This is a genomic window from Streptomyces sp. NPDC091412 (assembly GCF_044756885.1).
Lineage (GTDB): Bacteria > Actinomycetota > Actinomycetes > Streptomycetales > Streptomycetaceae > Streptomyces.
Genome location: NZ_JBIVTV010000008.1, coordinates 176765 through 190249 on the forward strand (window position 1 = coordinate 176765; position 13485 = coordinate 190249).

Sequence of the window (13485 nt, forward strand, 5' to 3'; positions counted from 1 at the left end):
GTAGATGGTAGGCCGTTCGCTCTGCCGTTCACGCTGCCTCCCCTTGTCAGGACGCCCGGTCGATCTCCTTCACGATCTCCTGGTAGCCGCGCCGTGCCGCGAGGTCGCGGGGCAGGACTCCCTGTTTGTCGGGGATCGACGGGTCCGCGCCCGCCGCGAGGAGCAGCCTGACCACCGTGACGTGGTCCCGGGAGCCGTTTCCGAGCACGATCGCTTCGTGCAGGGCGGTCCACGACAGGTTGTTGACGTGGTTGACGGGCACACCGGCCGCCAGGAGGATCCGGACGGTCTCGACGTGTCCGTGTTCGCCGGCGGGGATCAGAGCGGTCCCGCCGTAGCGATTGGTGCTGCGCACGTCGGCACCGTGCTCGAGGGTGAGTTTGAGGATCTCGTCGAGTCCCTCCGCCCCGGCGTACAGGAAGGCGGAGTCCTGGATCTTGTCCTTCGCGTTGGGATCCGCGCCGGACTCCAGCAGCAGGCGGGCCAGCTTGACGTGGTTGGCCTTGGTGGCCACGACAAGCGGCGTCCGTCCCTGGCCGTCGCGCGCTTCGAGGTTCGCGCCGGCCCTGATGGCCCTGGCCGCGGAGCTCGTGTTGTTGTCCCCCACCGCCGCGAGGAGCTGCGCGGTCGCTTCCTCACTGCTCACGGTGCTGGGTGACCGGCTCGTCGCCGGGGCCGGAACCGGAGGCGTCGAGGTACTGCTCGGCGGCACGGAGTCCGTTGTCGCCGAGCAGGCGGCAAGGGTCAGCGCCGCGGCGCCCGCCGCCAGCGCGCGGGCCGTCCACCGGCCGGCCGAGGAGATCTTGTCGCGTGGAGTGTCGGCCATGTGCGGGCCCTCCGTTTCCTTTGCCAATGGGACAGCGGTCCCCGCACACGGCCCGTCGCCGGCCGGGGAACCGCTGCGGCCGCAGGAGCGGCCCCCGTCACACGTAGACGATGCCGGCGTCGACGTCCGCGCGGATCTCGGTGCCGACCTTGCGGGCCAGCAGGTCGTCGAGCCGGTCCAGCGGCCCGATGAGGGCACGTCCGCCGGCCCTCGCGACGTGGATCGCGGCGTCGATCTTGGGCTGCATCGACCCCTCGGCGAAGGGGAGTTGGGAAATGGCTTCGGCGGACGCGGTCTTGATGTCCCGCTGCTGCGGGGTGCCCCAGTTCTCGCTGACGTAGTCGCCGTCCGTCAGCATGACGAGGGTGTCGGCCTCCAGTTCGGCGGCCAGCGCCGCGCTGGCGAGGTCCTTGTCGACCACGGCCTGCATGCCGATCTCGCGGCCCTTGCCGTCGATCCTCACCGGCACCCCGCCGCCGCCGACGCAGACCACGAGCCGCTGGTTCTCCAACAGCAGGCGCACGACCGGCGCCTGGACCACCCGGAGCGGGTTGGGCGAGGGCACGACACGGCGGAAGGAACCGCCGTCACGCGCGATCGTCCACCGGTACTCCGCGGCCGCCTCGGCAGCGTCCTGGGCCGAGTAGGTCGGGCCGATGAGCTTGGTCGGCCGCTCGAAAGCCGGGTCTTCCTCGTCGACCACCGTCGTGGTGAGCACGGCCGCCACCTCGCGCTCGCCGGCGAGCGCGTTGGACAGTTCCTGCTGGATGACATAGCCGATCATGCCCTGCGTCTCCGCCCCCAGGATGTCCAGGGGGTAGGCGGCGACGTCCTGGTAGGCCAGGTTCTGCAGCGCGAGCAGGCCGACCTGCGGCCCGTTCCCGTGTGTGATGACTACCTCGTGCTCGCGGGCGAGGCCTGCCAGGGCCTCGCAGGTCGACTTCACATTGGTGCGCAGCCGGTCGGCCGTCATCGGCTCTCCACGACGCGCCAGGGCGTTCCCACCCAGTGCCACGACGACTCGCATGCTCGTTCCCCTCTCCTTGACTCGCTGGGCGGACAACATGCCCAACGTTCCACAGCAAGACCAGATGGTATACCTTTTGGGCGACAGGGTTCCTCGGCTGGAAACGCCCGCACGACGGGGAGAGGTCATGACATCGCCTGCTCTGCCGACCTCGGCTCCGGCGCTCTCCATCGACGAAGAGCTGGCCGCGCGTCTGCGGCCCGGCCCTCTCTCAGCACGCGTGGAGTCCATCTTCAGTCGCGCCGTAAACCTGTTGACCTGCGACAATGAACTCATCACGCTATGCGCGCGCGTTCTCGACGACGCACCCTGGAGCATCCGTGTCGACCTCGCGGAGTGGTCGGCCTGGCGCCTCACCGTGGGCGACCCCGTCACGCTGACCGCCGATGCGATCACCTTCGGGGAGCCGGCGAAACACTCCGTGACGCTCAACGAGTCCGACACATGGTATGCCGAATCGATCGTGCTGGGACTCGGTACGCAGGAGCTGCTCGCCCGGGCACGGGTGCTGGCGGAGCTGCTGCACGCGCACGGAGTGGCCGGGGGCATGCGCACCCCGCGAGGACCGGTGAACGTCTTCGACGCCGAGATCGGCGCCCGGCTGCGCCGGGGACGCAACGCGCTGGAACGGGCCGTGCGGGCCGGAGACCTCCCGGGCATGGCGTCGGCGATCACGCAGCTGCTCGGCCTCGGGCCGGGGCTCACCCCGGCCGGTGACGACTTCCTGACCGGGATGGCTCTGCCGGCGGCCCAGCCGGGCAGCCGTCTGTCCGCGTACGTCGAGGCCGTCCGCGGTGTGCTGGACCGTCACCCGGACCGTACGACGCCGCTGAGCCGCATCACACTGCGCGAGGCCCTCCGGGGGCGTGCCCGCCAGAGCCTGCTCGACCTTCTGCACCGTCTCCTCGTCCCGGACGGACGGGACGCCGCGCAGCAAGCCGAGCACCTTCGAGTCCCGGTCTGCCGTGTGCTCGGCATCGGCCACACCTCCGGGACCGACCTCCTGTCCGGCCTGCTGACCGGACTCCGCCTGGAAGCAGAACTGAGAGGTTCCATGTGAACGTCACAGCAGTGGTCAAGAAGAACACCTATTTCGACTCGGTGTCCCTGATGTCGATCTCGACGAAGGCGAACCAGTTCGAGGGCGTCGACCAGGCCTTCGTCGCGATGGCCACCGAGATGAACAAGGCAGTGCTGAAGAACCTCGACCTCCTCACGCCGGAGGTCGAGGGGGCGGGCAACGGCGACCTCATGATCGTCATCGTGACGGCCGACGGCGTCGACGCCGACACCGTCATCGCCGGGGTCGAGGAGCTCCTGGTGCGCAAGGCGCCGGCCGGCGGCGAGGCGAAGATCGTCCACCGCACCATCGCCTCCGCGGCCCAGGCGGACCCGACGGCGAACCTCGCGGTCATCGCCGTCAACGGCGCGTACGCGGCCCGCGAGGCCCGCAAGGCGCTGGAGAACGACCTGCACGTCCTGATGTTCAGCGACAACGTCGCACTCGCCGACGAGATCGCGCTGAAGACGCTCGCCCATGACAAGGGCCTGCTGATGATGGGTCCGGACTGCGGAACCGCGATCATCAACAACGTCGGCCTCTGCTTCGCCAACGCGGTCCGTCCCGGATCGATCGGCATCGTCGCGGCCTCCGGCACCGGCTCGCAGGAAGTCAGCGTGCGCGTCCACGCCCTCGGCGGCGGAATCTCGCAGCTCATCGGCACCGGCGGACGCGATCTGAGCGCCGAGGTCGGTGGCGTCATGATGATCGACGGCATCCGCGCCCTGGCCGCCGACCCGCGGACGGAGGCGATCCTGCTCGTCTCCAAGCCGCCGGCCCCGGAGGTCGAGCGGAAGGTCCTCGCCGAGATCGCCACCGCGGGCAAGCCCGTCGTCGTGTACTTCATCGGCGGATCCGAGCAGGCCGTCACCGAGGCCGGCGGACACTTCGCCGCGAGCAGCCAGGACGCCGCCGTCCAGGCCGTACGCCTGACCAGCGACCCGGAGTCGGCCGTTCCGGGTCTCGACGCCGACCGCGTCGAGGCCGTGCGCGCCCAGCTGAACGCAGAACAGCGCCACGTCCGCGGGCTGTTCTGCGGCGGCACCCTGTGCGACGAGTCGATGTACGCGCTGCTCGACGCCGGGGAGGAGGTCTGGAGCAACATCCAGAAGGACCCCGCCCACGTCCTGCACGCCGCGGACGCCAGCCGGGGCCACACCTTCCTCGACTTCGGTGACGACGAGTTCACCAACGGCCGTCCGCACCCGATGATCGACCCGTCCCCGCGGCTGGAGCGCCTGGTGCGGGAGGCGCAGGACCCGACGGTCGGCGTCATCGTCATGGACTTCGTCCTCGGGTTCGGCGCGCACGAGGACCCGGTCGGGGTCACGCTGCCGGCGATCGCCGAGGCGAAGAGCATCGCCGCCGCGACCGGACGTCATCTGGAGATCGTCGGCTACGTCCTCGGTACCGACCTCGACAAGACGTCGCTGGCCGAGCAGGTCGCCGCGCTCGAGTCCGCGGGGGTCACCGTCACCCGCAGCAGCACCGAAACCGGGCAGTACGCCCGCGCCATCGTCCGGGAGGGAACCCGCGCATGACCAGCCCCACCACCCAGCTCTTCGACGGCGAACTGAACGTCGTCAACGTCGGCCTGGCGATGTTCGACGACGACATCTCCGCCCAGGGCGCGAAGGTCACCACCCTCGACTGGACACCCCCGGGCGGCGGCGACCCCGAGGTGATCGCCGCGCTCGACCTCCTGGCCCGGCCGGACATCGCCGCGCGGATCGAGGCGGCCAACGCCGAGGCCATCGAGCGGATCACCAGCGCCAAGCCCATGCTGGTGGGCTTCGGCCGGGCGATCGACGTCGTCCCCGGCATGACCCCGACCACGATCATCCATGCCGGACCGCCCATCACCTGGGAGCGGATGTCCGGCCCGATGAAGGGCGCCGTGCTCGGCGCGATCGTCTTCGAGGGCCTCGCCGCCGACCTCGCCGAGGCCGAGAAGGTCGCCGCCTCCGGCGCCATCACCTTCTCGCCGTGCCACGAGCACGACTGCGTGGGTTCCATGGCGGGGGTCACCTCGGCGTCGATGTACATGCACATCCTGCACAACGAGACGCACGGCAACTACGCCTACACCAACCTGTCCGAGCAGATGGCGAAGATCCTTCGCATGGGCGCCAACGACCAGAGCGTCATCGACCGGCTGGTCTGGATGCGGGACGTCCTGGGCCCCATGCTGAAGGAGGCCATGGAGATCGGCGGACCGATCGACCTGCGCCTGCTGCTGGCCCAGGCGCTGCACATGGGCGACGAGGCGCACAACCGCAACATCGCGGGCACCCTGCTGCTCCTGCAGGCGCTCGCCCCCTCGCTGCTGCAGACGGGTTTCACGACCGAGCAGAAGAAGGAGGTCTTCGACTTCATCGCCAGCTCGGACTACTTCTCCGGGCCGACCTGGCTGGCCATGGCCAAGGCGGCGCTGGACGCCGCGCACGGCATCGAGGACTCGACGATCGTGACGACGATGGCCCGCAACGGTGTCGAGTTCGGGATCCGGGTCAGCGGGCTGCCGGGCAACCACTGGCTGACCGGCCCGGCGCAGAAGGTCATCGGCCCCATGTTCGCCGGCTACAAGCCCGAGGACTCCGGGCTCGACATCGGTGACAGCGCCATCAGTGAGACGTACGGCTTCGGCGGCTTCGCCATGGCCGCGGCGCCCGCGATCGTGGCGCTCGTGGGCGGCACCGTCGAGGAGGCCGTCGCCTGCACGCGGGACATGGGCGAGATCACCACCGCGCAGAACCCGAACATCACGATCCCCTCGCTCGGCTTCCAGGGCCTGCCGACCGGGATCGACGTCCGCAAGGTGCTCGACACCGGCATCCTGCCCGTCATCAACACCGCCATCGCGCACAAGGAGCCAGGCATCGGCATGATCGGCGCCGGGATCACCTACCCGCCCGCCGAGGTCTTCGAGAAGGCGGCTCTCGCCCTCGCCGAGAAGCTCGCCTGACCCCGCGGCGGACCGCCCCGGACCGCCCGGCGGTCACCGGGGCGGTCCGCCGCCTTCCTTCACACCATCTCAGGGGAGAATGGTTTGAACTTCTACCGGCTTGCCACGGCGGCGTTCACCGGCCTGCTCTGCGGTCTCTGGGGCGGATTCGCGGGCCTGATGGACCTTTCGGCATGGGCGGGCTTCGCCGGCTGCACGGCGTACTTCGCCTGCGGTATACGCCTGATTCCCGGGGCGGCGCTCACCGTCTCGTCCTCGTTCGCGGGCGTGGGGTGCGCCTGGCTGATGCTCCGGGGCGCGGACCTGCTGGGCAGCGCCAACTCCGCCTACGCGGTCTCCGTGGGCTTCTTCGTCATGTGCATCGTGCTGCTCGGACGGTTCAAGTGGACGTCGTTCGTCCCGGGCACCTTCGTGGGCTGCTACTCGCTCTTCGCCATCAAGAACAACGACTGGGTGGTACTCCTGGCCTCCCTGGCGGTGGGTGTCCTGCTCGGCCTGGTCTGCGACTGGGGCGGCAGCACGATCTTCGCGCGCTGGAAGCCCGGCGCCGGCGCCGAACCCGTCGGCCAGGAGAGCTGAAGCGGCGTCTCCGGCTTCCGCGGCCTCCGTGCCGCCGCACGCGTCATGGAGTACGGCGGCCGCTGAACGTCAGCAGCGCCGGCACGCGCAGCGCCAGAACCCCGAGCCCGCAGACAAGGAGGAGAGCCGCGCAGAACACCGTCCTGGCCACCCCTGCCCGCTCCGCCGTCGCACCGAGGACAAGGGTGGCAACAGGCATGACGCCGATGCAGAGTTCCTGGAGTCCCAGTGCCCGGCCGTGGACGGCCGGGTCGGTGGTCAGCAGCAACAGGGTGGTCTGCAGCACCCCGAAGGCCGCGCTGGTGAGGCCGATGACGCACATGAGCGCGAACGACAACGACACCGTGCGGGACAGGGCGAACACCGCCCACAGGGCGGCCCAGGCCGTGGTGCCGAAGACGAACACCCCACCCTTGTAAGGGAAGTCACCCATACCGGCGATGACGAGTGAACCGACCAGTCCCCCGACACCGCCGCACGTCAGCAGGGCGCCGAGTCCCGCGGCGTCGAGCCCGAGGGACTCCTCGGCGAAGACCGGCATGAAGGCCTGGTACACCGGCCACAACAGGGTGTTCGCCGCCAGGGTGACGACGAGCACCGCCACCGCGAGCCGACTGCGCGCGATGATCCGCAGTCCGCCGACGACCATCGCCCGCACCGACTGCGCCTGGTCGTGGACGACCTTCCCGTACCCGCGCAGGGGCAGGAGCAGCACGAGTGAGAGCCCGTACCAGGCGGTCGAGACCCACAGCGCGGCCGGAGCGCCCATCGCCGCGATCATGGCTCCGCCGAGCCCCGGCCCGATCACCTGTGTCATGTTCATCGCCATGGCGTTGAGCGCGTTGGCGTTGGAGAGTTTCTCCTGCCCCACGAGTTCGAGCACCACCGAGGCACGGGCCGGCTGCGACGGGGACTGGGCGAGGCCGATGGCCAGGCCGCCGACCACCAGTACCCAGTACGGCAGCAGGTCCGCCGTGGCCAGTGCCGCCACCGCGGTGCCCGCGCCCGTGGCCCAGGCGCAGGCGACGACGAGCAGCCGGACGCGGTTGTGCCGGTCGGCGAACGCGCCGGCCACCGGACCGAGGAACATCGGCGCCAGGCGCGCTGCGGTGAACACCGCGACAAGGAACTCGGAGTGCGTCAACTCGAACGCGAGCCAGCCGAGCACCAGGGTCTGGGTCCACACACCGCCGAAGAAGAACACGTTGGAGAACCACAGCCACTGGAAGGGCCGGTTTCCCCGCAGGGAGTCCAACGCGCCGCGCAGGCCCGGCCGGTGACTGGAGGCGTCTGACGCCGACGGCACGTGGAGAACCTTTCGGGTGAAGGTGTTGCGGGACGGGTCCGGAGCAGGACGTGACCATCGCGGGCGACGACCTCGCCACCGCGCATCAGGAGCTTGCGCTCGGGGGCCCACGCCGGCGCGTCGGGGACGTTCTCCGCCTCGAAGTCACAGCCACGACAGAAATGGTATACCAATTGCTCCGCGCCCGCCGAGGCCTGTGACCTCGGGCGCACCCGCGCAGCCCGCCGCAAGGCTCTATGGTCTACCGCATATCGTATGCAATACTGCGGAAGTCGGCACCGCGATTGCCATCCGTGCGCCAAGTACACGACCACGACAGCCAGATGGGCCACGCTCGGGGCCACGGAGAGCGCGAGGGTGTCCCCCGCCGTCCTGGTATGGACGGCGGCCAGCAGGCAGCAACACCAGTTTCCTCGTACGAGTGCCACACCACCGGATGACGGGAGACCTGCGTGTACCACAAGCTGACCGCCACCCCCGAGACCTGCCAATGGGGCTATTTCGACAACGCACTTGAACCGGCGCTGACGATCCGGTCCGGCGACGTCGTGGCGATGGAGTGCCTGACCCACCACGCCGGCGAGGCACCCGACCTCATGATGGACGAGGTCGTACGAGAGGTGTACGAGAACATCGACAAGAACGACCGGGGCCCTGGACCGCACATCGTCACCGGCCCCATCGCCGTCACCGGCGCCGAGCCCGGGGACGTCCTGGAGTGCCGCTTCCTCCAGGCGGAGCCGCGTCTGCCCTACGGCGTCAACTTCCAGGCCAACTGGGGACTGCTGTACGGACCGGTGCGCGCCCCGCTCGGCCACGCCACGACCACGGATCTGGAGTCCCACCAGCACGTGGTGGTCTACGAGGCCGACTGGCAACAGGGCACCGCCAAGGGCCTGTTCCAGTACGCGTACCCCTACGCCGACGAGCCGCCGTACCCCGGCACGCTCATCGAGCCGCACACCGTCGCCCGCCAGTCCGCGCTGCGCGGCGTCAGCGTGCCGTTGCGCCCCCACATGGGCACCGCCGGGGTGGCGCTGGCGCAGAGCGGCCGGATCCACACGGTGCCGCCGGGAGAGTTCGGCGGCAACGTCGACAACCGCAGCTTCGTACCGGGCACCCGCATGTTCTATCCCGTCCAGGTTCCGTCGGCGCTGTTCTGGGCCGGCGACACCCACTTCGCTGAAGGCGACGGCGAGATCTCGGGAACCGCGATCGAGGGGCATCTGAACGTGATGCTCCAGTTCGTCCTGCACAAGAACCTGCGCATCCGCACACCGCTGCTGGAGACCGACACGGGGGTGATGGTGCACGGCTTCCACGAGAACCTCGACGAAGCGGTCCGCATCGCCGCCGCGGAGACCGTCTACGAGATGGGGCGCCGGTGGGGGCTGTCCCAGCGGGAGTCCTACTCCCTGCTCAGCGTGGCCGGCGACCTCAGGGTGACGCAGGTGGTCAACGGTGTGAAGGGTGCGCACTTCGTGCTGAGCAAGAGCGTCGTCCGTGAGATGCGGTGAGCATTTCGCAGGTGCTGCCCCGCGTCGCGGACACGCAAGTCAAACGATTGACTAAATGTGCCGCCGGGACGTAGGTTCCCCGTGGGGGCATGAGCCGGGGCGTCTTCTCCGCTCGTTGCCCCACTCATTTGTCAGAAGTCTGTCCAGTGCTGCCGGGCGGGTCACGGAATGCCGGTCGAGCGCTTGTCGGCCGGCGAGTTGGAGCAACACGTGGGTGATCGGCCGGGCATATGCGTCGTGGGCGGCTCCGTCGCCGGCACCGCGGCCGCACAGGCGCTGCGGACCAAGGGCTATGACGGGGAGATCCGGCTGATCGAGGCGGAGGCACAACTCCCCTACGACCGGCCGCCGTTGTCCAAGCAGGTCCTCCAGGGCGGGCTCGACCTCCCGGCGCTTCAGTTCCAGTCGACCGCGGACTGGTCCCGGCTGGGGATCACCCTCTCGCTGGGCGCGTCGGTGACCGAGCTGGACTCCGGGCAGCGGGTGCTGCGGCTGAGCGACGGTTCGGAGCTGCGGGCGTCCGGGGTCGTCCTGGCCCCGGGGACGGAGTCCAGGCCCCTGCCGTTCCCGGACGAGCAGGCCCGGGTGCGCCGGCTGCGCACCCTCGAGGACGCGCTCGTACTGCGCGGATCACTGCGGACCGCCCGGTCGATCGTGCTCGTCGGCGCCGGCTTCATCGGCCTGGAGGTGGCCGCGACCGCCGTCCGGCTGGGGCTCGACGTCACCGTCGTCGAGCTGCTTCCGCTGCCGCTCGCCCCGGCGATCGGCGAGGTGGCCGCCGAGCGGGTGTGCGCCGCCCACCGGGACAGCGGAGTCACCCTGCTGACGTCGCGTTCGGTCGCGGAGGTCAGGGGCGACGGGCGGGTCTCCACCGTCGTCCTGGACGACGGCCGGGCGATCGAGGCGGACATCGTCGTCGCCGGTGTGGGGGTGCGCCCGGCCACCGGATGGCTGGCCGGATCCGGCCTGGAACTGGGCGACGGCATCGAGGCCGACGCCTACTGCCGGACCTCGGCGGACCTGGTCTACGCCGCCGGTGACGCGGCGCGCTGGCACAACCCCGCCTTCGGCGCCCGGATGCGTGTCGAGCACTGGAGCACCGCCCGCGAGCAGGGTGCGACGGCCGCCGCGAACCTGCTGGGCGAGCTGCGCGGGCAGGGCGCGGCCCGGACCCCGTTCGCGCATGTGCCGTACTTCTGGTCCGACCAGCTGGGCATGAAGATCCAGCACGTCGGCCGCATCCTCGCGGGCGGGCGCAGCGAGGTCGAACACGACGGCGACGGCGCCCTGTTCGTCACGCACCGGCTGGGCGACCGGCTGACCGGTGCGACGACGGTCAACCGCCCGAGGGACGCGATGCTCTCGCGCAGAAGGATCTCGGAGGAGTGCGAGCGGCTGGGGCCGCCCAACGGCTGAGCGGCCTGCCGGCAGACCGTCCGAGGAGCCGTGTTCGGTGCACCGGCGCACCGGTGAGCGTTGACGTTGAAAGGAAGAACCATGGGCAGTTCGCAGCAGGACGCGCAGATTTTCGATCCGACCGACCCCGAGTTCCTGAAGGACCCCTACCCGGTTCTGAACCACCTGCGGGAGAACACCCCCGTCGTCAGGGCGGAGTCGCTGGGACTCTGGCTCGTGACGCGCCACGAGGACGTGTTCGCGTGCCAGCGGGACGCCCGTCTCACCCGGAACTTCGGCCACAAGTACACCCCCGAGGAGATGGGAGTCGCGCCGCACGACGCCCGGTGGGCCGACTTCTGGCAGGCCGAGAAGTGGAGCCTGCTGGACCTCGAACAGCCGGACCACACCCGGATCCGCTCGCTGGTGTCCTCCGCCTTCACCCCGCGCCGTGTGACGCAGATGCGTGACGCGGTCCGCGCCCGCTCCCGGAAACTGCTCTCGGACCTCGTCGAGCAGGGCGAGTTCGACCTGCTGCACGACTACGCGATGCCGTACTCGGTGTCGATCGTCTGCGAACTGCTCGGAGCCGACCAGGAGCAGGCCCCGCTGTTCCTGGACTGGGCGCACGCGATGGTGAAGATGTACGAGCTCGACACCACCGAGGAGCAGGCGAAGCGGGCCAACGACTCGGCCGCGGCCTTCATCGCCTACGTCCGCGAACTCATCGCGCTGCGCCGCCGGCAGCCCGACGACGCCCTGGTGAGCGCACTGGTCCAGGCCGAGACCGAGGAGGGCAGGAAGCTCACCGACGACGAGATCGTGTCCACGGTGATCGTCCTGCTGAACGCCGGTCACGAGGCCACGGTCAACACCACTGGCAACGGCATGACCGCCCTGCTGCGCCACCCCGGCCAGTGGGCGCGGGTGACCTCGCAGGAGGTGGCCCCGCGGCAGGCGGTGGAGGAGGTCATCCGCTGGGATCCCCCGTTGCAGCTGTTCGAGCGCTGGGTGCTGGCCGACGACGTCGAGATCGCCGGCCGGAAGATCCCCTTCGGCTCGAAGATCGCGATGCTGTACGGCGCGGCCAACCGCGACCCGCGCCTGTTCGCCGACCCGGAGGTGCTGGACGTCGGCCGCGTGAACGCCTCCCGCCACGTCAACTTCGGCGGCGGTGTGCACGCCTGCCTGGGCGCCCCACTGGCCCGCATCGAGTTGGAGGAGACCTTCACCTCGATCCGGGACCTGTGCCCGGACCTCGAGCTCGTCGAGGAGCCGCGCCGCAACTCCGCGTTCGTCATCTGGGGCATGGAGTCGGTCCGCGTGGCCGTGCGCTGACCCCTCAGCCAGCAGCTCAACAGCACGTCAGCAGTCAGTAGGAGGAGAACCCATGCCACGCCTGCAGGTCGACGAAGCCCTCTGCAAGGGACACGGTCTGTGCTACTTCGGCTGGCCGAAGATCTACGACCTCCGGGAGGACGGCATCGCCGTCGCCCTGGTCGACGAGATCCCGGCCGAACTGCTGGAGGAGGCCCGGAACTCCGTCGAGACCTGCCCGGAGCGGGCCCTGAGGATCGTGGACTGACCCCGGTCCTCGTGTGCGCACACGTCTGACGGCGGCCGGTCCCGGCCGCCGCCGGGCGTGCGGTGCTCACCGGGCCCCGGCGCCGGAGCCGCGGAACGTATCATCGACGCTGGCGAGCCCGGTCGGACCGGGCCGCGGCGCTCGCAGGGGCTGGTCGCCGGCCTCCGGCGGGAAGGGAGTGACACTCGTGGCACGCCGCCGGGTTACGGGCGCCGATGTCGCCGCCGAGGCGGGGGTGTCGGTTTCCATCGTGTCGCTGGTCCTGAACGGGAAGGACTCCGGGAGGGCGAACCAGGCCACCCGGGACAGGGTCCACGCGGCCGCGCAGCGGCTCGGATACCGTATCGACCGCCGGGGCCGCAGCCTCGCCACCGGCCGGACCGGCATCGTCGGTTACGTCGCGCCCGATGTCGCGACCCCGTTCTTCAGCAGTGTGCAGATGGGCCTGCTGAGCGAACTGAGCCCGGAGTACCAGGTCCTCACCGTGGTCACCGCGCTGGGCCAGACGGTCAGCCGGGAGAGCGTCCAGCGGCTGCTCGACCTGGGCGTGGACGGCCTGATCATCTCCACGGTCGAAAGCGACCTGGTGACGTCCCTGAACCCGACGTGCCCGGTGGTGATCCTCGACTCCCCTGGGCGGCAGAAGGACCTGCCGCGCGTGAACCTGGACGTCGGCGGCAGCGCCAGGGAACTCGCCCGCCATCTGACGGGCCTCGGCCACCGAAGGTTCGCCTACCTCGACATCGACACCCGGACCCGGACTCTGGAGGCGCGCCGCAGGGCGTTCACCGACGAGGCCCGGAAGGCGTCGGAGCAGGTGGGCGTCGTGGTGGCGCGCTCCCCCATCGATGTGACGGCGGCCTACGACAGCGTGGCGGGCAACTGGCCCTCCTGGCGCGACTCCGGAGTGACCGCGCTGGTGTGCGGCTCCGACCTGCAGGCGTTCGGCGCGCTGGCGGCGCTGCGTGACCTCGGGGTCGGGGTTCCGCAGGAGGTGTCCGTGGCCGGTGCCGATGACCAGCCGATGTCCCGGATCGTGCAACCGTCCCTGACCACGGTGCGACTCCCCTCGTTCGAACTGGGCAGCCTCGGCGCGCGGGAGTTGCGCAAGGCCATGGACCGGCCGGACGCGGTCGCGGGGCGGCCGTTGGTGCTGCCGACCCGGCTGGAGATCAGGGAGTCGACCGGCAGCGCGCCGGCGGCCCGGTCCACGCCGCGCTGACGC

12 protein-coding genes are annotated in these 13485 nt (G+C 70.3%); 9 read left to right on the forward strand and 3 right to left on the reverse strand.

Annotated elements, in window-relative coordinates:
* Nucleotides 1–46 precede the first annotated feature (46 nt).
* Together ACIQMV_RS21515 and ACIQMV_RS21520 are read right to left on the reverse strand one after the other, a co-directional pair.
* The gene (locus ACIQMV_RS21515; protein WP_402594712.1) at nt 47–826 is read right to left on the reverse strand and encodes an ankyrin repeat domain-containing protein; all 780 of its coding nucleotides are present in this window, start codon (nt 824–826) and stop codon (nt 47–49) included.
* 97 nt (nt 827–923) lie between these two features.
* Nucleotides 924–1853 (reverse strand): carbamate kinase, encoded by a 930-nt coding sequence (locus ACIQMV_RS21520; RefSeq protein WP_141365033.1) that lies wholly within the window; start codon nt 1851–1853, stop codon nt 924–926.
* A 127-nt stretch (nt 1854–1980) separates the two neighbouring features.
* On the opposite strand from ACIQMV_RS21520, the gene ACIQMV_RS21525 reads away from it, so the two are divergent.
* From ACIQMV_RS21525 to ACIQMV_RS21540, 4 genes are all read left to right on the forward strand, one after another.
* On the forward strand, nt 1981–2913 hold the full coding sequence (locus tag ACIQMV_RS21525; protein ID WP_402594714.1) for a DUF2877 domain-containing protein: 933 nt from the start codon (nt 1981–1983) through the stop codon (nt 2911–2913).
* A complete protein-coding gene (fdrA, locus tag ACIQMV_RS21530) occupies nt 2910–4454 on the forward strand; it encodes an acyl-CoA synthetase FdrA (RefSeq protein WP_402594716.1) in 1545 nt (514 codons plus the stop codon). The genes ACIQMV_RS21525 and fdrA overlap by 4 nt, the downstream gene beginning before the upstream one ends.
* A complete protein-coding gene (locus ACIQMV_RS21535; protein WP_402594717.1) occupies nt 4451–5878 on the forward strand; it encodes a DUF1116 domain-containing protein in 1428 nt (475 codons plus the stop codon). The genes fdrA and ACIQMV_RS21535 overlap by 4 nt, the downstream gene beginning before the upstream one ends.
* 84 nt (nt 5879–5962) lie before the next feature.
* Nucleotides 5963–6457: a DUF1097 domain-containing protein gene (locus ACIQMV_RS21540; protein ID WP_402594719.1), complete on the forward strand. Its 495-nt coding sequence runs from the start codon at nt 5963–5965 to the stop codon at nt 6455–6457.
* Nucleotides 6458–6500: 43 nt separating this feature from the next.
* Here the strand turns inward: ACIQMV_RS21540 and ACIQMV_RS21545 are convergent, their stop codons facing one another.
* Nucleotides 6501–7763 carry an MFS transporter gene (locus ACIQMV_RS21545; protein ID WP_402594720.1) on the reverse strand — a complete coding sequence of 421 codons (1263 nt, stop codon included), beginning with the start codon at nt 7761–7763 and terminating at the stop codon, nt 6501–6503.
* Between the two features lie 452 nt (nt 7764–8215).
* On the opposite strand from ACIQMV_RS21545, the gene ACIQMV_RS21550 reads away from it, so the two are divergent.
* From ACIQMV_RS21550 to ACIQMV_RS21570, 5 genes are all read left to right on the forward strand, one after another.
* Nucleotides 8216–9280: an acetamidase/formamidase family protein gene (locus tag ACIQMV_RS21550; protein ID WP_402594722.1), complete on the forward strand. Its 1065-nt coding sequence runs from the start codon at nt 8216–8218 to the stop codon at nt 9278–9280.
* 210 nt (nt 9281–9490) lie between these two features.
* Nucleotides 9491–10696: an NAD(P)/FAD-dependent oxidoreductase gene (locus tag ACIQMV_RS21555; RefSeq protein WP_402594724.1), complete on the forward strand. Its 1206-nt coding sequence runs from the start codon at nt 9491–9493 to the stop codon at nt 10694–10696.
* A gap of 81 nt (nt 10697–10777) precedes the next feature.
* Nucleotides 10778–12013 (forward strand): cytochrome P450, encoded by a 1236-nt coding sequence (locus ACIQMV_RS21560; protein WP_402594726.1) that lies wholly within the window; start codon nt 10778–10780, stop codon nt 12011–12013.
* A 52-nt stretch (nt 12014–12065) separates the two neighbouring features.
* Entirely contained in the window at nt 12066–12260 is a 195-nt protein-coding gene (locus ACIQMV_RS21565) for a ferredoxin (RefSeq protein ID WP_402594727.1), read from the forward strand.
* A 187-nt stretch (nt 12261–12447) separates the two neighbouring features.
* The gene (locus ACIQMV_RS21570; RefSeq protein WP_402594729.1) at nt 12448–13482 is read left to right on the forward strand and encodes a LacI family DNA-binding transcriptional regulator; all 1035 of its coding nucleotides are present in this window, start codon (nt 12448–12450) and stop codon (nt 13480–13482) included.
* Nucleotides 13483–13485 lie beyond the last annotated feature (3 nt).